This is a genomic window from Acinetobacter sp. AOR12_HL (genome assembly GCF_027855275.1).
Lineage (GTDB): Bacteria > Pseudomonadota > Gammaproteobacteria > Pseudomonadales > Moraxellaceae > Acinetobacter > Acinetobacter baumannii.
Window position 1 is genome coordinate 1 of sequence record NZ_JAKTIJ010000027.1, and the last position, 21,996, is coordinate 21,996.

Sequence of the window (21,996 nt, forward strand, 5' to 3'; positions counted from 1 at the left end):
AGAGGTGGTCCCACATGTTTGAACAACTAAAAGCTTATTTATAAGTGATACTCTGCTCTAGTTAAGCTACCTTATTTTGTTGTGGTAGCTGGTCATAGTAAAACTCATCTGGAGTCATTTTGTCCAGACTCGAATGAGGTCGTTTCAAATTATAAAATTCAAAATATGCGTTTAATTGCTTCTTCGCATCCAAAACATTGCTGTAGGCTTTGAGATACACCTCTTCATATTTAACGCTCCGCCATAATCGTTCAACCATCACATTATCAACCCATCGACCTTTACCATCCATGCTGATTTGGATGTCATTTGATTTCAATACATCAATAAATGCATCACTGGTAAACTGACTGCCTTGGTCTGTATTAAATATTTCAGGTCGACCATATTTTTCAATAGCTTCATTTAATGTTTCTATGCAAAATGTAACCTCCATACTAATCGATACTCTATGCGCAAGTACCTTGCGGCTATGCCAATCAATCACAGCACATAAATAAACAAAGCCTTTTGCCATAGGGATATACGTTATATCCGTAGACCACACTTGATTACTGCGCTGAATAGCCAATCCTTTGAGCAGATATGGATATTTGCGGTGAGCTTGATTAGCCTGGCTTAAATTTGGTTTGCAATATAACGCATTAATGCCCATTTTCTTCATTAAAGTACGTGTATGACGTCGTCCTATATGATGTCCTTGACGATTCAACAAATCACGCATCATACGGCTACCTGCAAAAGGGTATTGCATATGTAACTCATCCATACACCGCATCAGCTTCAGATCTGATGCACTCACAGGTTTTGGGCGATAGTAATAACAACCACGGGAGACTTTCAGCAGCTGAGCTTGCTTAGATACTGAAATCTGAAGTGAGTCATCGATTAACTTTTGTGGTTGAAGCGGCCCAGTTTCTTCAACACACCTTCTAAAAAATCAATTTCTAATGCCTGCTCACCGATTTTTGCATGTAGTTTTTTTAGATCGATGGGTGGTTCTGTTGGAGCTTTTGATTGATCGAAAGCTTGCGAGGAAGCTGAAATCAGTTGATTTTTCCAGTCGATAATTTGGTTTTGATGAACATCAAATTCAGCACTCAATTCAGCAAGTGTTTTTTCTGCTTTAATCGCAGCAAGTGCTACCTTAGCTTTAAAATCATTTGAATGATTTCTTCTTGGTCTACGTGCCATAAAATACTCCATATATTGATGTTTATAACATCATTTGGGGAGCAAAATATCACTTATAAGTGTTGTTCAAATTTCCTGATCCACCTCTTATATGATATTAAGAAATATGCTTAGGAGAATTTAGTATCGTCAACTAATTGTTGTTGATGTGGTACAGCAATAGCTTCCCACTCATCATAAGACAAAATAGGTGGAAAAGCGGCTACTAATTTAATAGTAGTCGCTTTATTCTTTCTGTTGGTTTCGACTTTAGCTAAACGCCTTTGAAAGTCTTTTAATACCTTAGCCATTATCGGTATGACCACAATTAGGGTTAGGGTATTGTGCCCACGGTTGCCCCTGTAGCATGTTTTTAACCGTTACTGGTACTGTAGGAGGTACATAGTCGCTAAATGGGTGTAATGGGCTATTTAGCTTTTCTTCAAGCTTTGCAAATAAGGGTTTAATAAATACTTCCTCAAGTTCATCGTTAGAAGCATATAATGCCATGATGTGCATTAGATTATGCATTGCAACCAAACGTTCACTTGGTGAACCATGTGCAATATCCTGTGTAAATTTAAAACGTAAAAATTCATATTCTTCTCGTGTTGGCAGGTTCATTAGTGTTTCTCCAGTGCATTAATACGTTGTTCTAATTCATCAATCTGACGAATACCATTTAAAGCATTAATTGCTTCAATAATTTGTTTACCCACATCAGGCGCAACATTGCCGTCAGCAATAGCCTGTAAAACAGATTGTGCTTGTTCGGTTACACTTGCTGTGGCATCTAATTCAAACTGGACTGTTTCAGTCTGAGCTTTAAGCGTTGGCGCAATACGTGAAAGGACTAAGCTAGCCGCTTGCATATCGCCTGAAAGAGCAGATTGAATCACTACTTTGGCAATATCATCAGCATCAGCGAGTAGGGATTGATTTACTTTCATTCTTTTATCAATAATCCCTTTTGGGCGACCTTGTGGGTTAGGGGAGTTCATCCCCTTACGCCAATTTGGATTTCCTGCTGTTTTAGTCTTTGAATTTGTGGTCATTACAATTCCTTGATCTAAACTATTAATTATCAATTTCAAAGATCGACACGTTGGTCATTTAAAATGAATGCTTGTTCTGCTTCATTTTTTGCTTTACGAAGTTTTTGAATAACGTGTGATGGTTTACCCACTGCTTTTTCTACTTCTTTAAATACCAAGCCACCACGTTCACCCAGCAACGTTGCTGCATTCTTCATTACTTTTAATCGCTTAGCTAAGGCAGGATTTTGAATTTCATGGAGTTGACGTGTGTAATGTTGAACTTCAATATCAGTTAAGCCTGAAAGGTATGATGGAGCACCTAAAAGGGCTTGAAGTGTTTGCAAGTCTTTTTTCTGCTGTGCTTCTTCAATGAATTTGCGACGCTTGCTGTTATTCATATTTTTAACATGCGAGCGGATTTCATTAGCCACAGGGTCATTAGCACCTGCTGTCAAAGGTGTGGTTAGTTCCTTTTCAATATGTGCAATGCTTTTACTTAGGTTTGCATTTGCAGAATCAATAGATTTAGTAATTTTAAGAAGCTTCTTATTTGCAAAATCATCAGTTTGGATTAATTGAGCTGCTTCATTCCAAACAGGATTTCGCTTACTTGCTTCACGTGCTTTATGAATATCATTGATACCTTCGTAGGCTTCACTCAATGCTTGTGCAGCAATGTGAACATAAGAAGCAGTTTCTTCATCATAGCCTTGAAGGTGCTTGATATTGTCGGGATGTAGTGATGGTGTAATTAGAGGATATATAGACATTTTGAACTCGCATATTGGTTGCATAATTACTTATTGCTTACAACATACGAAAAACAAATTAAAATGGCGACGAAATCAAATAGATACAAATTATTTACAGCAAATAACAAATTATATGGGGGTATAAACAAGCATTTTTATAGTGCGAAAAATAGCCGTTTTAAGCGAGTTTTTAGGGTAGCCAGTACCTTTGTACCAACCGAGTGCTTAAAGAGGCTATTTACCCCTGAAAGTCGTGCTAATTTCGCTATGTTTAAACCTGTATTTGGGGTAAAGGGTTTAATAATTTAATTAGCAGTAAGTATCCATATTTTTAACCACAGTATTAATAATTATTGCTGTAAGCATGTAATCTGTTGAACTAAGAAAAAGTTATAGAAATGAACGAACTTATATAAACAGAAGAATGTGAATATAAAGAGCTGTTGCTGTGGTTAGCGTGAGTTGCATTAGCATAACCCCCCTAAAGGGGGGGGTATATGTGCAACTTTGCAACTTTTTAAATAAGTTGCAAATAAAAGTTGCAATGCAACTTATTTAAAAACAATTGTTTAATGGTAAAGTTGCAAGTACGAGTTGCAACTGCAACTCGGTAAAAATGCTTGCAACTTTTAAGGGAAAGTTGAAAAATTAATGAAACTCTGCAACCTATTGTTTTATAATTATATTTTAAGTAAATCCAGTCCTTTTTGTGTCAAAGTAACTGTTTTACCATTTTCAATTAAGAAGCCTTTTATAATCAGAGCATCTTTCGCTCTTGTCATTTGGTATGCTTTTTCGAATCCAAGTATTTCTCCCCAGTCTTTTTGCTTACTGTTGGGATTATCATTAATAACTTTTAAAATCCTTTTGTTATCTTCATTTTGATCTTCTAGTATTTTATTGTGGTTATTCATTGCTTGAATATCAATTACTGGCGTGACAACTGCTGAAGAAATGGGGTTTCCATCTTCATCCATACCTAAAGGAATAGGTTCTAAATGAAATTGTCGTTCAATATCATTTGCACCATTCTTGGATTTTGCAATATTCCATTTTTTTGTAGAACCGTTAGATGATATTTCAATTGCACAGTCTACAGCACCAAGTAAACTGGAATGACCACGCATTCCACTTCCTTGGATTTTGCCTGAATGGTGTACGATAAGCACTAAACAATTTAATTCAGATGATAATTTCTTAAGTTTACCGATGACCATACCCATGTCTGTAGATGAATTTTCGTCTATGCCATTTGCTGATTGAGCTAGGGTATCTATACAAACTAAACCACAATTTGGTGCATATTCTTTAATAGAATTAATTAATTCTTCTACATGATCTTTCTCTTTAAAGTTTAAAGAAATTTCATAGTATAAAAAGTCATTATCAGGGATTAAACCTTTTCTTTCCTGATAAGCATGTAAGCGATTTCCCATACCATGTATATCTTCAAGATTAATATAGGCAACTTTAGACTGCTTTGTTTTCATTCCGAACCATTCTTCACCTTTGCAAATTGCAAAAAGTAAATCAAGCATCAGAAATGATTTTCCAGTAGCAGGTAAGCCGTAAATTGTGGCTAGTCCTTTTTTAGGTAATACACCTTGAACGAACCATTCCATAGGAGGTCGGTTCATTACATCTAATAGGTTTGTTGGGATAAATTTATTTATACCGATAGGCTTTTGAGCGTTATATCTTGCGAGTAGATTGTCTGCTATTTTTTTACCAATATTTGCTTCGTACTCATCGTGTGCTTGATTTTGACGCGCTTTTCTAATTGTTGATTCAATGTAATCTTTACGGTTTGCTTTTATTCGTTTTCCAAGGTTTGATTTATGCCATAAGCGAATAAGTTGATCATTATTATTGGTATAGAATGCAAGCATTTGGATTAAAGATAAATCAGCCTGACTGTGGTCAAGACCAATAGCTTCTGAATCATTATCTAAGTCAGCAAACCATAACGCTTGAAATTTTTCTTTATTTCCTGCATTCCAAGCTTTTTCCATAATCGAGTCATCACTTTCAATTTGTGGTTGATCGGGCAGTGGTTCAAACTTTCCTTTTTCATCCTGTAGCTGTGAAACCATATTATCTAATATGTCTTTCTTATACTTAATGGGTTCACTTTTTAAAGTATTACCAGTACAAATAATAAATCGTTCTTGAGAATATATTTCTACATTATCACGTCTGAGTCCTTTTCCAATATTACCGTAAACCCATATATGGAAGCCTTTTCCGCTTTGAGAATACTCAGTATAACTATTCAAAGTTTTTATAATGCTGCTTGCACGATCGCACTGTTCTTGTGGGGTATCTGCTTTAATATCCAAGTCAATACAGGTAAATGGATCTTCTGCGCTAAGCATATATCCAATACTATAACCTTGCTGTTTTACTTCAATACCGTGTTTGTCCGTATGTGACGTTACCCTGCCACGATTGTTCCATGCAAAGGTACAAGCATCATTAAAGTTCATCCATGTGGTAGGGTCATTTGATTTAGCAGGAACGGGATTGCCATCTACAACATAAAGGGGGGCTTTACTTGCTCCACTTACAGCCCATTGAGCACGCTCTTTTAATTCCTCGGGAATATTAGCCCACAGATTTGAATCATTAATAATGACAGAGGTTTGCTGTGGGGCTTGGCTGCCTTGCGTAGTTTGCTGTGGTAAAATAGGGGTACGGTTTAAGCTATTCATGCCAGTTTATTCCTATCAAAAAGACTGCTTCGGCAGTCTTTTTTTTTGATTGTATGTTTACGATAGGCTTAGGTCGGGAGAGGTGTTGGACACAGGTTTCAATAAGCGCAATACGTTTAAGGTTTAGAACAGAAAATTAATTATTTGTCGGAGGTTTGAACTGAATACGAAGACGTACTCGAATGCGCTTGTGCTTCAAGCCATGCCATTAAGGTTGAACGTAAATAGCGGACACGTGACTGGGTATCTGATCCCACTTTAATAAATTGTGGCCCTTTACCTTTAGTACGCCATATTTCAAGGGTGTTCTTTTTAAAGCCAAGTAATGAAGCGGCTTCTTTAGTCGTCAGTAAATCTTTATGATTGTTTGCTGAAATAGTCATGTCAAAAGTTCCTTTAGTAATGAGCTATCTGACATGCAATAAAAAAAGGGACAGATAGCTCAAGTTTAAATTAACCTTGAAGCCTCTATCCCATGATAGATACAAGCTTAATAATGTAACCCATGTTACGTAAATATTAAGCGAGGTGTTTGCAGTTAAAAACAACTATATTATGTTTTATGTTAATGCACAAATGATTTTTTATGATTTACTTTTATCAATCCAATCAGCCACTTGCTGAACTTCGGGGCGTAAATATTGCAAGTGCGTAGTTTCTAAATAATGAATTGCTGTAACCCCTTTAGGTACATGGTTTGTCAGCAATTCAACCTTGTTTAAATCAATACCACAATGCGCCACTCCTATTGTGGTAAACGTCCGTCTAAGGTCATGTGCTGTAATTGGTGTTCCAGCAACTTCACTCATACGTTTCAATGAATCTCTAGGGTCAATAATGTGCCCTGACTTTGACCATGAAGCAAAAACAAAAGGTGAACCCTCTGTTCTAGGTCTAGCTTTGAGCAGCTCTATTGCTTGAGTTGATAAGGGTAAATAAACAGGATTGTGGTTTTTAGGGTCGGGTATATGCCACCATGCTTCCTCCAAATTGACCCTATCCCAAGTTAAAGAACGAGCTTCGCCTAATCGTGCGCCTGTGAGCATTAAGAAAATGATTAAATCAATGCTTGCTAGAGTTTCACGGTTAAAAGCAGTTTCCCTTGTTGACCACAGGTAATTCCAAACATCATTTACCTTAGAATCAGGAATACGACTGGTACGAGGTTTTAATTTCACCATTTTCTTTTTAAGAATATTTACAGGGTTTTCCTGAATTAATGGTGTGCCATCTTCCTTTCTATATTCATCCATTGCGTAATTAATTAATGCTCGTAATACACTGAATGCTTGATTAGCTTGGGCAGGTGCAGGGGCATTACCACGTAAACCATGTTCTTTAAGTTGGTTGTAGCGTTTATTCACATCCTCACGGTTTATGGCTGCAATAGGAGTATCCTGCCATGCTTCAAAACTTGTGGTCACATGTCTGCGAATTTCACTTTGTGAACTTTCTTTAAGCGATCTGTCTTTAATGTAAGAGTCGCAAACTTCACGCAATGTAATAGACATTAATGCATGTGCTTTTGCCTGTGCTGTTGGGCTTGTACCCATGCGCATTGTGCGTAAATGCTCGCGGGCAATGTCACGTGCTTGGTCAGGGGCAAAGACACCATACTGCCCGATAGTAATACGTTCCGAGCGACCATTAACACGGTTTTGCACAATAAAGCTAACACGACCTTTAGGGGTAACTCGAATACCGAAACCTTTTAATTCAGTATCCCATTCAAATTTATCTTTGCTGATTGGTGCAGGGTATTTGTCGATGAAGCTCTTAGTCAACTTAGGCATGATAGAACTCCTCACCGACATTGTAGTTGGCGATAAATGTAGTATGATTCATTTGTTGTTTCCTAGTAGGGATATAACCACAGGCAAGGGCTATTGGCGTAGTCGCTTGCCTTTTTTGCACTGTAACTCGTAAGCAATTTGTAAGCGATACAGGGAAAGCATAAACAAGCTACATAAAACAAAATATAGCTTCAAGGCATTGTTTTGTAAAGGAATGTATGGCTTACTAAATGTTAATAAAGCCCAGTAAAGTGTAAGTCCCAATAACTTGAAAACCGACGAGGGTGTGAGTCCTCCGTGAGTTCGAATCTCACCGCTTCCGCCAAATTCTAAAAGCCCCTGTTAAAAGTAGGGGCTTTTTTATATCTATTATTTTACCCCTCATTCTACCCCACATTAAAACTTAGATTGGAATAGTTAAAATAAGAACAGTTCAGATGGCTTTGGATTGACGTTTAGATTCCTTTAAGCATTTTCTAACTTCATTTATTAATTTTCAAAACCTATATAGAAGCACATGAATTGCAGATTTCTTAATCGTTTGGATTCTTTAAAGCTAATATAGCGTCATTTGATGACGTACTTATCTTTTATTTTATTTGTATTCAGGCTGATTAAAATCCTAATTGAAAGAGGTTAACCATATGAATAAAAATATAGTGCATTTAATCCAAAATAAAGGCAAGAAATAGTCTTTTATTTTCAATGTGATGCAAACAATGAAATTACGAGATTTTTTGATCTTGATGTTAACTTTTTGTCTTTAAATTAAAGAACTAGATATGTTATTTGCAATGCTGAAGTTTAGTATTATTGAATCATATATAAAAAGCAGTATGAAAGGCATCCTGCTGCTCTATATAAAAGTTTTTATCTAATCAGCATTTTTTAGTTCTTCTTTTTTCATTTGATAGATTAGAAGTAGGTATAAACCTTTGTGTGAGATTTCAATTGAAAAAACTTTGTATAGACGAGAGCTCTTGTTAATAATATATTTTAAAAAATAAATGAAAGTGCATTATGACTGATAATTACTTATCTGACTCTTTTGTATTTAAATATAAGGATAATAAATTTAATTGTTGGCTATTTTCGAAGAGAATAGTAGACGTTATAGTGAATAGAAATGACTTCTCTAGTTATAATAATAGGGCTATCTGGATTTTGGGATGAATAGACTTAATGATATATTATCAAAACTAGTTTAGCTATTTTATTAAAAACTTAATTTAAGTTGCTAGAATCCATAAGGAAATTTTAATTCGTATGAAAAAATCTATATTGTTTATGAGTTTACTGAGTCTAAGTACAATTGTTTTTGGATCTCCAATCAATATTCAAGTTCTGAGTGCAACAGTAAAAGATCAGTCTATTAATAATGCGGAAGTTATTTTACAAAAAAATGGTGAAACTTCTTCTTCAACGCATACTAATGTTCAAGGAAGAGCCAGTATAGAGAGTATTATTGATAACCAAGATAGTTTATTGATTATAAAAAAAGAAGGTTACTCCACTTTAGTTGCTAAATGTCCTTGTGATGGTCTAACTTATGCATTAAGCCCAGTGCAAACGAAGTTAGGCAGCATGCGTATTGTCTTGACTTGGGGAGAAAAACCACTAGATTTAGACTCCCATTTGAACTATTCCAATCAGCATATTTATTGGTCTAATAAAGAAGGTCATCAAGCTAATCTGGATGTGGATGATAGAGATTCATATGGTCCAGAAACAATTACTATAGATCAGCGTTTAAGTGATCAGTACTATGTTTACTCTGTGCATGATTTCAGTAATAGAGATGAACCAGGCTCAAATGGGCTCAGTCATAGTCAAGCCAAAGTTATGGTATATACTGGTAAATCTCTCATCCGATCTTACGAAGTACCAATAAATAAAACGGGTAATTTGTGGACTGTATTTCGCATTTCTCCAACTGGTGAGATTCAAGATATTAACCAAATTTCAAGTGTTAAGGTTGGTGCTGAAAACATTGGTTCAAGTGTGTCTAATTACCAGCAAGAAGCTACTCGAATTGCAATTGTTCCAGTATCTGCTGGAAATCAAGCACGAGCTAAAGCAATAAATCTTAAAGCAGATATTTTATATAAAAATAATAACTACGAACGTGCGGCTATGTTTTATCAGCAATCGATTGATTTAAATCCCAATGTAGGGCAGACATATAGTAATTTGGCAGTCACTTATCAAAAATTAGGCCGATCTTCGGAAGCTTTATGGGCAAATCGAAAAGCAATCGCACTTGCAACAAATGATAATGTACGTGCTTATTCTAACTACAACATTGGTCGCATCTATGAAAACAACGGCGAGTATGAACGTGCATTAGAATACTATCGCCTTGCTAATCGTTTTAAATCTTCAGCTACTTATGTCGAAGCAATTCGTCGTATGGAGCAACGTTAATTTCTTTAGGTTGAATGAAAGTGCATCTTTAAAAACCGTCCAAATACCACAAATCATAAGAACCACGAGCTAATTCTCGTGGTTTTTTTATAACCTGTTTTCACTAATTTAGGGATTTCTACTCAATTTATTTCGGTTTCATTAACAAACAATGTTTACACAAACATTGCTTGTTAATGGTAATGACCCAACAAGCCGCTGTCATGTATGTTTGACAGATGAAATATTCAATTCTTATCAGACTGTCATCATAAGTTGGCAAGCCTAACGGTCGATATAGTATCAATCAATATTTAAAGTATTATGGCTATATATTGAATGAGTTGCATGTATATTTAGGACACTAGGAGGATTTGGGGATTGTGTGAGAAACAGAGTTAGTGTTTTTTTGCTTGGCATAAAATTATTCAACGTTTTTGGGTCCATCCATGTACTTTTGAACATCCAACTGCTTTAGAATTTTATGTTCGGTCAGGGTTTAAATCCTATGCACTAAAGTTAGAGGTTCAAGCTGATCCAGATCTTAGTGTGTATTTATCTTTTTCTGCTGCTGTATATGTTCCAATAATTACCTAGTTGATAAGATTCAATAAGCGAAACAGGAGGGTCACCAATTTATTTTGAAGTACATCAGCCATATGTTCAATTGATCACTTATGGGATTTTTTTATATAGAATCCACATCGTATTTAATTTTGAAAGAGTCATATTGGAAAGGTTTTGAATGAGAATTATAAAAGGGACAAATTATTGGCGGTTATCCTCAATCATTCTGATGTTTATTATTTTTCTAGGATTGTATTATTTTTTTATTGTTTACCCTAAGGATACCGAAAAAGCTCGTTTGGCAATCGGTGAGGAAATTCTAATGGCATCTTATTGGCAAGAATTGGCATATAAACATGCTTTATATAAGGCTTTGCTAAAACAGAATGTACCACTTAATGCTATTAATGATGAAATTTACTTTAATGATCTGAATGGGTTGAGAGTGTTATATCAAAGTGGAGATGGGGAAAAATTGATAGAGACATTGAATAGATATTCAAAGTATTCAATTTATCAAGATAAAAGTGTCCGTGGGCTATGTTTACAATTACAGTTTCTACAGTTATATAAAAATAAAATTGAACGAGAAAATTATCACACCGAAAGATTGACTCGTTGGCAAAATATTAATAAGCAAAATTGGGAAACAGTGTCGCCTTGGTTACAGCAAAAGGATGCATTTAATCATTTTTTTAAATCAAAAAAGATGCAAAGTGATTGTTTCTTGTAAGTATAGTTCAATAAAATTATTTGAAGTTTAATTAAGGAGGGGAAATAAGCATTGTCATACTGGTGTTTGAAAGGTTACTTTACCTTAGTTTAATAGGCAGGTTGGAATCAATTTATAAAGTTTCTACTAAGGATCAAATTATTGATACTACCTTTATATATGTAGTATAGGATTAATAATTAGCTATATTTCAAGATAAAATTAATAAAACCAGTAAATTCACTGGCTTTATTTAAAGCAAATATTATTTAATACTCGCCGTAACCATTACTTCTACTAATACTTGCGGACGTGCCAAATCTGCTTGGATAGCAGCGCGTGCTGGTGCTGCACCATCCGGTAACCATGCTTCCCAACACTCATTGAACACTGCGAAATCTTCAGCAATATTTTTAATCCAAATTTGTGCAGTTAAAATATGGCTTTTATCACTACCAGCCTGTTCCAGTAAAGCATCAATTTTTGCTAGAACTTCTAAAGTCTGTTGCTTAGCGTCAGCATCCAAAGTTGTTGGAACTTGACCGGAAACATACACTAAACCGTTATGAAGCACGCAACCTGATAATCGTGGATTTGTATCAATACGTTGAATATCATGACTCATTTTATTTCTCCAGAGATAAACCATCTAATATAATTGGCGAGGTTGCTTGGCTAATTAACTGACTAATGACCATGGCACAACCAGCAGCCAATGTGAAACCTAAACTACCTTGGCCAATATTTGCCCATAAATTCAAATATTTCGTGCGACCCAAAATGGGTAAACCTGTAGGGGTGGATGGACGTAAACCACCCCATTCTTGTGCAGTATTTACACCCAATAAATCGGGAAATGTTGTTCGTACTGTATCTTTCAATGCATTTATTCGCTCTTTTCGAATGTAGATATCTTGATAGCCAATATCGACCATTGCGGCAATTCGAAGTTGATTCCCCAATTTTGCATATACAATTTTATTTGCATAATCGGTTACGCTCATATTGGGTACAACATTGGCTTTTTCTGGAAATGGTAAAGTTAGGCTATATCCTTTTAATGGATAAACTGGGACTGAAATACCCACCATATTAAAAATTGCAGTACTGCCATTGCCCGCAGTAACGACAAATTCATCTGCTTCTATACGTCCTTGATTTGTTTCAATTGCAGTAATTTTATTATTTTCTACAAAAAAACCTGTCGCTTCATGTGCATATAAACATGTGAAGTTGCTACTCTTTTCTAGTGCTTTATACAGAGCTAAACAAAATTTGTAGCAATCTGCTGTTTCATCATCAGGTGTATAAATTGAACCTACTAATGTAGCTTCAATACCTTTCAATGCAGGTTCAAGTTGAACTGTTTCTTCAGATGACAGCACTTTTTGTACAGTTGGATCTATTCCTGTTGCTGCTTTTTTAAAAGCTTTTTCATTGCGATGAATGATCATTTTTCCTGATTTTATCCAGTCAAAATCATCAATTTCATCGCGCCATTTAGACATAATACTTTGACTATATAGGGATAACCGTAAAATATGATTGCCGTTCACAATATTGTCTTTACGATTACATGCCATGAGGAATTGGAATAACCAAGACCATTGAAGAGGTGAAAAATTCAATTTAAAGTTTAAAGGCGAATGGGCTTTTCCTAACCATTGCAGCGCCTGAAATGGAACGCCTGCATCCGCTAAAGGTGCAACATAGCGATAACTGAGTTGACCACCATTTGCAAAACTTGTCTGGCAACCAATCTTGTCATTCGCTTCCACTATTGTAACTTTATGACCTGCTTGAATAAGTGCATAGGCTGTACTTAAACCAATGACTCCACCACCAATGACAACGACATGTTTTTTCATTCTTCCATGCTATATTTGCAACACACATTTGTATTAAAGAAGAAGAAAAAGGGTTAAACAAATGAGTTTTTATATAGTACTCATAACTTTTGGTTAACCGATGGTGTCATCGAAGCAATTTCTCTTTTTATTAATTCAATAAAATCTTCAGTCGCTTTGTTCGTACTTACATTGGCATTTTTTAAAATATAAATTGTGGTAGATAAACTTGGTTTTACTGGATGAATCATATGATTTGGTAAGGAGTGTGCAGCAGTATAAATATCGGTAATGCTACACCCTAAACCTTCGCGTACCAGTTCACTCGCCATATAGTAAGTTTGTACATTCACAATACTTTTATTAAATGTTCTGTACTTTTTTACGACTTGCATGAGGGAATCTGCGTAGGGTTGAATCCACCTATTTTCATCAATTGAATGAATATCTTGATTTGAGCTAATAGGCTGAGAATCAATATAAACCAGAGGAATTTCCAGAACAGGCGTAGCAATAATGCCATGCTGAGTATGGGGCTGGAATGTCACCGCAATATCAATTTCACGTCTTAATAATTTTTGCTCTAAGGCTTGAGTATGATCGGTACCAATATTGACAAAAACATCAGGGTATTTTTTTAGAAATTTTACAGTTAATTTGGGAATGAGGCTTAAACCTAAACTGGGTAAACATCCGAGTGTGATTTGCCCTTGAGTATTTCTTGCTAAATTATCCGTCAACTTATTTAATTCATTTATTTTTTCATAAATTGGCTTAATTTCATCATACAAAGTATAGGCTTCTTTGGTGGGCTGTAATTTTCCTTTGACCCGTTTAAATAGAGCAAAACCAAGCCGTTGCTCTGCATGTTTGAGCAATTTACTTGCGGCAGGCTGTGAAATGCATAACGATGATGCTGCCTCTGTGAGTGAACCAAAAAGCATGACTAAATAGAATATCTCTAGGTGTCGAAGATTCATAAATGAGCACATAACTAATAGTTATAGGTAATCTATTAGAATTCATTATTTAATGTCAATGAACCCTTGTAAATTGGGATGAAATTCAATGCCCAATGATCAAGGAGTGATACATATGTCAGTTGAGCAATCTTCTATAACAATACCTAATATAAGGACACCTAGAAATATTGCCCTTATCACCATTATGATTCTTAGCTTTGCTTTAGCATTTTACGCAAAAGGCCTGCCAATAGAGGAGGTTGGTTTAATTGGGTTATTGCCCATTTTTGCCTTGGCGCTCTTAACTGTTATCGGTCTCGATATTGTCCTTGCTGTTATTATTGCAATTATTATCAGCGTGATAATGACATCCACCAGTGTGTTTGAATTAGGCGGAATTCTTGCAAAGTCTACGGGCTCATTTATTGCGACTGTAGGTCTTATTATTATGCTAGGTGCTGGGGTTGGTGAAGTCGCCAACCGAACAGGTGCAGCGAAAGAATTGGTCAAATTTATTGTCAATAAAGTTGGGCTTTCAAGTATTCCTCGCGTCAAACTTGGCATCATGATTTCATCAGTTGTTATTTGCGGTTCATTGGGGACTATGGCAGGTGGTAATGCCATTATTGTTGCTGTCATTATTCCCATTGCGGCAGCAGTTGGTTTAACACCGCCTACAGTTGCATTACTTTTGATGACAGCAGGTTCTGTCGGCCTCTTTATAGGACCTTTTACACCAAGTACAGTGACTATTTTAGAGTTGGGAGGTTTGACCTATCCGCAATATTTGAGCACTTGTGCCATCCCTATGAGTGTTGTCACACTTCTGACAGGTTGGTTCATGTCTGGCTATATCCAAAAGTGGACTTTCGGAAAATATACCTATAATGAAAATTTCTTAGAACCTTCTGAAAAAATAGAAAGTGCCTCTGAATTGAAAAGAAGTAAACGTGCAGCGATTGTATTTATTGGCACAATTATCGTGATGGCAATTCTTGGAATTATTTTTAAAGCAGGCTTTAGTTTTGCAATTATTGTGATGCTTACTGTTGCCACATTAACTGGGTTAGTGGCGGGGTTTAGTCCTAAACAAATTTTGGAAGCACTCTATGAGGGATGCGGTAAATTAGTATGGATGTTTATTCTTTACTGGTTATACAATCCAATTTTAGTTCTTGTTGAAAAACTCAATGCTTATCAAACACTATTAGATAATGCGACACCGTATTTGGTCGACTTAAGTCCTGCTATGCTGTGTTTTGGTATTTTCTTATTTAATATTGTGGGGCATATTCCAGGGGCAGCTGTTGCACAAATGACCTTTACCAATAAAATTTTTGGACCAATTTTACTGGCAAATGGTGTTCCACCTGTAGCGGTTACAGCAGTTCTATTATCAAGTTCCCAAGTAGACTGGTTTGGTCCTTTTCCATCTTCTGATATGTTTGGTCAAATGGGCTTAGCACGTTCAAGTCAACTGAAATACATGCTCTATGGTGGTTGGGCCATAGTGATCGCAAATATTCTACTCTTTGCAGTATTGTTTCAGATTTTGAATTAGCCCCTAAAAATTAAAGCTATTTCTTATTTAAATAAATTTCAAAAGCCTCTTAATCTAGAAAGTTTAAGGGGCTTTATTTTTGCGAAGATAATATCTGCGCCTAAGATAAGTAGGAGTTCAAAATTCAATTTCTCAGCTTTTAACAAGAAGAGGATTTTTGCAGTCCAACCTAATCAGTTTTTTAAATATTATAATTCCTGATATTTTTTAAAAGATAATGATCTTTATCTTTCTCAATTATGAAATTAAAGTTAGCTTTTCGCATAGAAATTTTTTTTAAGGTTTGGACTATTTCAGAGGGAATAGGAGAGTAATTTGTAATATCATTTATTTCGTAAAATCCTTTTGACTTTCCATTATCTGTTTTTATACCATCTAACTCGCCATAAACTATTGTGATTTCTCTTTTATATTCCATTAAAAAAAGCCAAATCGATGATGAGTAAAAGCTATAAGGTTTGGAGATTTCATCCTTAAATTCGGTTCCATACATTTTTTTGACTGCTTGATCTGAATATATCGCTGGGCATAATAAAATCAATCGATCAATTTGAAATTTTTTCGCTAAATTAATTGCAATATAACCGCCTAAACTATATCCAATAACTATATCCACCTTTTTTAAAAGTCTGTAAAAAACCATACTTTCATTTATGTTCTGAGATAAAGATGATTTCGTTTCACTCGTATTATTTAAGCCACTTAAATTGAATGAAAGCGTTCCAATATTTTTACTTCTAAGTAGATTTTCCAAAGGACTTAAAGAACTTAAATCAGAATTTCCGCCATGTATCAGTAAAGCTATTTTCTGTGGAAAACCATCACAATAATTGAATTTAGCTTCTAATTCATAAGTACCAAAGTCATGTAGAAAGAAGAAAGAATTTTCATTTTCAGTAGGATCATTTTTTAGCTTATGTATTGGAAAATTTGTTAGATTAGAAATCGTATTAGAAAAATATCTATCTACAATCGATATCATGTCTTGCTTTTCCATAACTCATAATTCCTATTGATCGTGTTAATAAGATTCATTTGTATAAAGTACAATTGAAATAATGATTACTTCATAATTTTATTTTAAAAGTATAGCTCATAGAATTTTAATAAATAAAAAAATCTGCTTAAAAAATTAGAAATTGAACCAGAGGCCTAGACCTATCTAAAAGATATATTCTGTATAGATTTGCCAATGCTACCAATAAAATCTAAATGTTATATTTATTTTAGACTCTAGATCATTTGGTTTATTTAAACTTTGCCATATTTATAAAAGACTGAACTATGTTGATATAAGAGTCTGCTTTATAACTTTTATAGACTCATTTAATATTTAATGTTGTGAAGTTTTTACCTCCATGATCTAAAAGAGTTTTTAGAAGCAATATTATATTCAAAATGGTTATTTGCTTTAAATACACGTAATAACTATTTAGCTGTCAAAATATGTAAGTAATAGGATAAAAATGTTAGAAACTGATGTTTTAATTGTTGGAAGTGGTCCAGCTGGTTCTTCTGCTGCACTTATGTTAAGTAGTTATGGAATTAGAAATATCATAATAACTAAATATAGATGGTTGGCAAACAGCCCTCGTGCTCATTATATCAGTCAAAGAACTATGGAAATTGTTCGAGACTTGGGGATCTCAGATGAAGTAATCGCAAAAGCAGCACCAAAAGAAGTTATGGGAGATGTTGTTTATTGCACATCTTTAACGGGTGATGAAATTGGACGCTTTCCTTATGGAATGAATCATCCAGAAAGAATGTCAGAATATGCTAAAGCGAGTCCCTGTGAACAGTGCGATCTTCCTCAACATCTATTTGAACCTATTTTAGTTTCAAATGCAGCATCACGAGGGAGTCATCCAAGATTTGATACGGAATATTTATCTCATGTGCAAGATGAGGATGGTGTAACTGTCACTGTTTTAGATAGATTAACTAAACAAACATACTTAATCCGATGTAAGTATTTAATTGGAGCTGATGGTGCAAGCAGCCAAATCGTAAAAGATTTAGATTTACCTATGGCTGGTAAAATGGGGAAAAGTGGCAGTATCAGCATTATTTTTAAAGCCGATTTAACAAAATACGTTTCGCATCGACCTGGCTACCTCTGGTGGATTATACAACCTGGAGCAAACATTGGCGGGATCGGGTTGGGGTTGTTGCGTATGGTCAGACCTTGGAATGAATGGCAGATTGTTTGGGGGTATAACATTGAAAAAGAAGAGCCATCTCTTACCGATGATGAGGCGGTCGCGATTTGCAAACAGCTTATTGGCGATAACGACATTGAAATAAGCATAAGTAGTAAGTCGTTATGGACAGTCAATGAAATGTATGCAGAGCAATATTCGAAGGGTCGAGTTTTCTGTATTGGTGATGCTGTCCATCGTCATCCACCTTCTAATGGTTTAGGTTCAAATTCTTCTATACAAGACGCTTATAATTTATGTTGGAAATTAGCATTTGTATTAAATGGCAAAGCAGGTCGTGCTTTATTAGACAGTTATAATGATGAAAGGGCACCTGTTGGTGAGCGAATTGTTAAACGAGCAAATCAAAGTGTTAGAGAGTTCTCTACCATATTTTCTGCTTTAGATTTAGATGGAAAGTACAGTACAGAGACAATGCAAAAAAGCATTAATGCTTTAAGTGAGAGTAATGAAAAAGGTGCTGTTAAACGCCGTGATTTAAGATCTGCAATTAAATATAAAGCTTATGAATTTGCTGCTTTAGGGGTAGAAACTAATGTGCGGTATAATTCATCTGCAATTATTGGGGCAGAACATAATATTGAAAATGAACTAGATTCTTGTCGAGATGAAGATCTTTATTACTATCCCTCATTTACTCCTGGCCATAAACTCCCTCATATATGGTTACTCAAAAATCATAGAAAAATCTCAACTTTAGATTTAATTGGAAATGGAAAGTTTACGCTGTTTTGTTGGTTACAAGGTGATAAATGGAAACTTGCTGTAGACAACCTGAATAGACAGCTCAACTTGGATATTAAAGTTATACAGGTAGGCCCAAAAAGAGATGTCGAAGACTCTTATGGAGAACTTTCTCGCTCTTGGACTAATGATGAAAATGATTGTATTTTGATTAGACCAGATGGCTATATTGCTTGGCAAAGCAACGTAATTGAATCGGCAGATAATGAGTTATACAGCGCAATTTCATCAATACTTAGTTTGAATTAGTATTTCACTGCTTCCGCCAAATTCTAAAAGCCCCTGTTAAAAGCAGGGGCTTTTTTATGCCTAAAATAAAAATTACAACTTCATTTAGCTTAAATCTTGCTAATAAATGCCGAAAATTTCATATAAATCAAGCGGGTATATATTTTAACCAAAATTACTATCTTTATATAATATGTTTTGTGTTTTCAATATCTTAGCAATAAGAGGCCTATATATCAGAATCGAACAAGTTATTTGTAGAATATTCATTTATTGATATATGATGAGGCCATATTTAGAAACTGTTTCAAAACATAATTCTATTGTTCAGCGTGCAAATTCACGGAAGGAATGATGCTGAAATCAGGCTTCTAAACCCTATATCTGGAAATTATATCCAGCCAAATATTGCATTTCGACCCAATGGTTGGAAATGTCTCACTCTGATTTAGAGTAGGCGTTTCCTATTTTAGGATATATTTATGAAAAAATTATTTAGCGTACTGTTCAGTGCCTCTGTACTGACACTGACTGCATGTAATAAGCAACCTGCACAAACTGAAAATACAGCAGCAGCCAAAGATAAAACTGAGTCAGTTCGTACAATTAAACTGGTTTCAACAGGTTCTGATACGGACGTATGGAAATACGTAGCAACACTTCCTGAAACTGCTCAAGCGGGCATTAAACTCGAAGTGACCAATTTAACTGACTATGTTGTGCTCAATACGTCTGTAGCAAGTGGCGAACAAGATGTAAATGCGTTTCAGTCATTCAATTATTTGGCAGCTTATAATGCTTCAAATAAAGCTAAAGTTGCTGCTGTTGCGACAACTTACTTGGAACCAATGGGTATTTATGCAAATAAAGTTAAAACCGTTGATGAGTTCCCGCAAGGTGCTACCATTGCAATTCCAAACGATACTGCTAACGAAGCTCGTGCATTAACATTATTGCAGTCTGCTAAATTAATTAAACTTAAACCAGGTTTTGACCCTGTAAAAGGGACAGTGAATGATATCGCTGAAAACCCTAAAAACTTACAATTAAAACCTATTCAAATGACAACCGCAGTTCGCGTTAAAAACGATGTGGATGCGATTGTACTCGGTAATACATTGGCACTTGAGGGTGGCCTCAATGTAATGAAAGACGCAATCTTCCGTGAGCCAATCGATCAGTCTACTAAGCTTTATGTCAACTTATTGGGTGTTGCTGAAGCGAACAAAAATGACCCGATCTATACGAAGCTTGGTGAACTTTACCACTTACCTAAAGTTCAAAAGTTTGTAAATGAAAAATTTGGCGGCACAAAAGTTGAAGTGAACAAGCCTGTTTCTGAATTTGCAGACATCAAATAAGTAATTTTTTAATTAAAATTATTTTGCAAAGCTAAGCTACGGTAATCGGAGCTTAGCTTTATTTTATTTAGTACATTGTATTTCAATTAAAATTTATTAAGTGAATTATTTATGGCCTTCTTTAATAATATATAATCATAATATGATTGTTGAATACATAAGAACATCAAGTTAATGAAATACTCAAGTGAACAAATTAAAAAAGCTTTATTGCTTACTCCATTGCCATTACTTTTATGGCATTTCTTTTTTAAATTTATGGATGTGGATAACGTTAGACTTAGCTTAGATATCTTTTTTGCATTTTTTCTTAGTATTGTAGGTTATAGTCTTGTTTATTTAGCTTATTGTATTTTGACCGTACCCTTTAGCTTTATTTTTTCCATTCTTTTAAATCATTATAATTATCTAAACTTGTGGACCATCTGTATTAATTCGGTAATTATTACATCTCTATTTTTCTTTTTCTTAGGATGGTTTTTTACAGGAGAAATTCCTCCAAAAATAAATTATATGGAATCTATGGAGGGAGAAGCACCTCTAAAATGGTGGATGATGTATACCCATATAACTTTTATTATATTTATATTATTTCCTGGTCTATGTTATTGGGGATTTTTAATTCTTCTTAAAAAGAAACAATCAAAGATTATTAGAGGTCGCTTTTCAAACTATTTCTAAAATCAAAATAATCCTCCCTCATACAAAATACTTGCATACATTCAAAGCAGCCTATCACTAAGCTGCTTTATAAACCTCAAATTAATAATAACTTGTTAATTATTTATTCTTACTTTTTAATGATCTAATTTAAATCAAATGTCATTTTGTATGCTTGACTACAAGAGGGTGGAATACTATTCTTCGCATGCTGGCCACATTGCCAGCCGGTTGTCGCAGACCGGGAAAACAAAGTCGATATGCAAAATTCTTGTTTTGTGTGTCGGGAACTCGTTCGCCCCCTTTTTCTCTACGGTAGGGCGGAAGGGGGACACCTCTGGTGTGCTGGTTCCTTTGTTTCCAGTCTGCGAATCCCCTTTCGTTCTGCCACCATAATTTAAATGTTTTGGCAGAACTCCCAATAAAAAGGAGTTGGCTTTGCACATCCATTATTTCTTGGCACTCATTGCCATAAGCTATAACGACACAACTTAAAAATTTAAAGCAGCTTGATCACCTGTAGGGTTTTCATGCTTTAAGTCATTACGGCTCAAAAAACTTGCATTAACTATAAAACTTGAGATGTGCCAAGCACAGTCTTTATGGCTTTGCTGTGCCTTTTTTCTCCCAAAAAAGTATCTCTTTTAGAAACAACAAGAATTTATAACGGTAAAACTATGCCAAATTTAGAAACCTCTTCCAAAAAATTACATGTTATTCGTACGGCTATAAACTTATTTACTACCTATGGATTTCACACCACGGGTGTAGATCTGATTGTTAAAAAATCCGAAATTCCGAAAGCTACGCTCTATAATTATTTTCACTCAAAAGAATGACTTATAGAAATGTGCATCGCTTTTCAAAAATGCCTACTGAAAGAAGAAGTACTCGCGATTATTTACTCAAACCGTTACTGCACGCCAACTGATAAGCTCAAAGAAATTGTGGTTTTACATGTCAACTTGAATAGTCTGTACCATTTATTACTTAAAGCCTTTTTTGAAATTAAAGGGACATATCCTCAGGCTTACCGTATGGCAATCGAGTATAGAAAATGGCTAATTCGAGAATTTTTTGACCTAATTTTTAGTTTGGAAACTCGTGCTTTAAAACCTGATGCCGATATGGTTTTAAACCTAATAGATGGTTTGATTTTTGGGTTTTTAAGTACCAATAGTTTGAGTGAGAGGGATGAGGTGTTGGAGCGGTTTTTTAAACCTACTTATTTAAGATAAATAAATGTTTAGAGTATAAAGGTTT

Annotated in this window: 18 protein-coding genes and 1 pseudogene; 7 read left to right on the forward strand and 12 right to left on the reverse strand. The window is 35.0% G+C overall.

Annotated features, from left to right (window positions below):
* Positions 1 to 61 precede the first annotated feature (61 nt).
* The 8 genes from MKL36_RS13575 to MKL36_RS13610 all read right to left on the reverse strand — a co-directional run bounded on the left by MKL36_RS13575 (position 62) and on the right by MKL36_RS13610 (position 7,466).
* Positions 62 to 1,206, reverse strand: a protein-coding gene (locus tag MKL36_RS13575) for an IS3 family transposase (protein ID WP_085944219.1) whose coding sequence is annotated in 2 segments (ribosomal slippage) — positions 62 to 942 and positions 942 to 1,206 — 1,146 coding nt in all. Because the reading frame shifts where the segments join, the coding sequence is not laid out codon by codon here.
* Between the two features lie 98 nt (positions 1,207 to 1,304).
* Positions 1,305 to 1,484, reverse strand: coding sequence for a hypothetical protein (locus tag MKL36_RS13580; RefSeq protein ID WP_021511470.1), 180 nt, complete (start codon positions 1,482 to 1,484; stop codon positions 1,305 to 1,307).
* On the reverse strand, positions 1,477 to 1,797 hold the full coding sequence (locus MKL36_RS13585; protein WP_021511471.1) for a hypothetical protein: 321 nt from the start codon (positions 1,795 to 1,797) through the stop codon (positions 1,477 to 1,479). The genes MKL36_RS13580 and MKL36_RS13585 overlap by 8 nt, the downstream gene beginning before the upstream one ends.
* On the reverse strand, positions 1,797 to 2,228 hold the full coding sequence (locus tag MKL36_RS13590) for a DUF5681 domain-containing protein (RefSeq protein ID WP_004998933.1): 432 nt from the start codon (positions 2,226 to 2,228) through the stop codon (positions 1,797 to 1,799). The genes MKL36_RS13585 and MKL36_RS13590 overlap by 1 nt, the downstream gene beginning before the upstream one ends.
* A 35-nt stretch (positions 2,229 to 2,263) precedes the next feature.
* Positions 2,264 to 2,980, reverse strand: coding sequence for a hypothetical protein (locus MKL36_RS13595; RefSeq protein ID WP_021511472.1), 717 nt, complete (start codon positions 2,978 to 2,980; stop codon positions 2,264 to 2,266).
* 662 nt (positions 2,981 to 3,642) lie between these two features.
* Positions 3,643 to 5,673, reverse strand: a complete 2,031-nt coding sequence (locus MKL36_RS13600; RefSeq protein ID WP_086374216.1) for a phage NrS-1 polymerase family protein — start codon at positions 5,671 to 5,673, stop codon at positions 3,643 to 3,645.
* Between the two features lie 140 nt (positions 5,674 to 5,813).
* Positions 5,814 to 6,056, reverse strand: a complete 243-nt coding sequence (locus tag MKL36_RS13605; protein WP_000155629.1) for a helix-turn-helix transcriptional regulator — start codon at positions 6,054 to 6,056, stop codon at positions 5,814 to 5,816.
* A 201-nt stretch (positions 6,057 to 6,257) separates the two neighbouring features.
* Positions 6,258 to 7,466: a tyrosine-type recombinase/integrase gene (locus tag MKL36_RS13610; protein ID WP_005242948.1), complete on the reverse strand. Its 1,209-nt coding sequence runs from the start codon at positions 7,464 to 7,466 to the stop codon at positions 6,258 to 6,260.
* A gap of 1,266 nt (positions 7,467 to 8,732) precedes the next feature.
* Between MKL36_RS13610 and MKL36_RS13615 the strand changes: the two genes are divergently transcribed.
* The gene (locus MKL36_RS13615) at positions 8,733 to 9,890 is read left to right on the forward strand and encodes a tetratricopeptide repeat protein (RefSeq protein ID WP_005111735.1); all 1,158 of its coding nucleotides are present in this window, start codon (positions 8,733 to 8,735) and stop codon (positions 9,888 to 9,890) included.
* 724 nt (positions 9,891 to 10,614) lie between these two features.
* The gene (locus MKL36_RS13625) at positions 10,615 to 11,169 is read left to right on the forward strand and encodes a hypothetical protein (protein WP_001220175.1); all 555 of its coding nucleotides are present in this window, start codon (positions 10,615 to 10,617) and stop codon (positions 11,167 to 11,169) included.
* Positions 11,170 to 11,413: 244 nt separating this feature from the next.
* Here the strand turns inward: MKL36_RS13625 and MKL36_RS13630 are convergent, their stop codons facing one another.
* The 3 genes from MKL36_RS13630 to MKL36_RS13640 all read right to left on the reverse strand — a co-directional run bounded on the left by MKL36_RS13630 (position 11,414) and on the right by MKL36_RS13640 (position 13,975).
* Entirely contained in the window at positions 11,414 to 11,773 is a 360-nt protein-coding gene (locus MKL36_RS13630) for a RidA family protein (protein WP_021510630.1), read from the reverse strand.
* Position 11,774: 1 nt separating this feature from the next.
* On the reverse strand, positions 11,775 to 13,016 hold the full coding sequence (locus MKL36_RS13635; RefSeq protein WP_021510629.1) for a D-amino acid dehydrogenase: 1,242 nt from the start codon (positions 13,014 to 13,016) through the stop codon (positions 11,775 to 11,777).
* An 80-nt stretch (positions 13,017 to 13,096) separates the two neighbouring features.
* Complete coding sequence (locus tag MKL36_RS13640; protein WP_031222583.1) at positions 13,097 to 13,975, reverse strand: LysR family transcriptional regulator; 879 nt, start codon at positions 13,973 to 13,975, stop codon at positions 13,097 to 13,099.
* A 115-nt stretch (positions 13,976 to 14,090) separates the two neighbouring features.
* Between MKL36_RS13640 and MKL36_RS13645 the strand changes: the two genes are divergently transcribed.
* On the forward strand, positions 14,091 to 15,518 hold the full coding sequence (locus MKL36_RS13645; RefSeq protein WP_050579372.1) for a gluconate:proton symporter: 1,428 nt from the start codon (positions 14,091 to 14,093) through the stop codon (positions 15,516 to 15,518).
* 181 nt (positions 15,519 to 15,699) lie between these two features.
* On the opposite strand, the gene MKL36_RS13650 is transcribed toward MKL36_RS13645, so the two are convergent.
* Entirely contained in the window at positions 15,700 to 16,515 is an 816-nt protein-coding gene (locus MKL36_RS13650; RefSeq protein WP_021510626.1) for an alpha/beta fold hydrolase, read from the reverse strand.
* A gap of 469 nt (positions 16,516 to 16,984) precedes the next feature.
* On the opposite strand from MKL36_RS13650, the gene MKL36_RS13655 reads away from it, so the two are divergent.
* The 4 genes and pseudogenes from MKL36_RS13655 (at position 16,985) to MKL36_RS13670 (ending at position 21,971) form a co-directional block, all read left to right on the forward strand.
* Positions 16,985 to 18,733 (forward strand): FAD-dependent oxidoreductase, encoded by a 1,749-nt coding sequence (locus MKL36_RS13655; RefSeq protein ID WP_021510625.1) that lies wholly within the window; start codon positions 16,985 to 16,987, stop codon positions 18,731 to 18,733.
* Positions 18,734 to 19,194: 461 nt separating this feature from the next.
* Complete coding sequence (locus MKL36_RS13660; protein WP_000732870.1) at positions 19,195 to 20,073, forward strand: MetQ/NlpA family ABC transporter substrate-binding protein; 879 nt, start codon at positions 19,195 to 19,197, stop codon at positions 20,071 to 20,073.
* Positions 20,074 to 20,247: 174 nt separating this feature from the next.
* Complete coding sequence (locus MKL36_RS13665) at positions 20,248 to 20,754, forward strand: hypothetical protein (RefSeq protein WP_021510624.1); 507 nt, start codon at positions 20,248 to 20,250, stop codon at positions 20,752 to 20,754.
* 656 nt (positions 20,755 to 21,410) lie between these two features.
* Positions 21,411 to 21,971 (forward strand): annotated as a pseudogene (locus MKL36_RS13670) (TetR/AcrR family transcriptional regulator).
* Positions 21,972 to 21,996 lie beyond the last annotated feature (25 nt).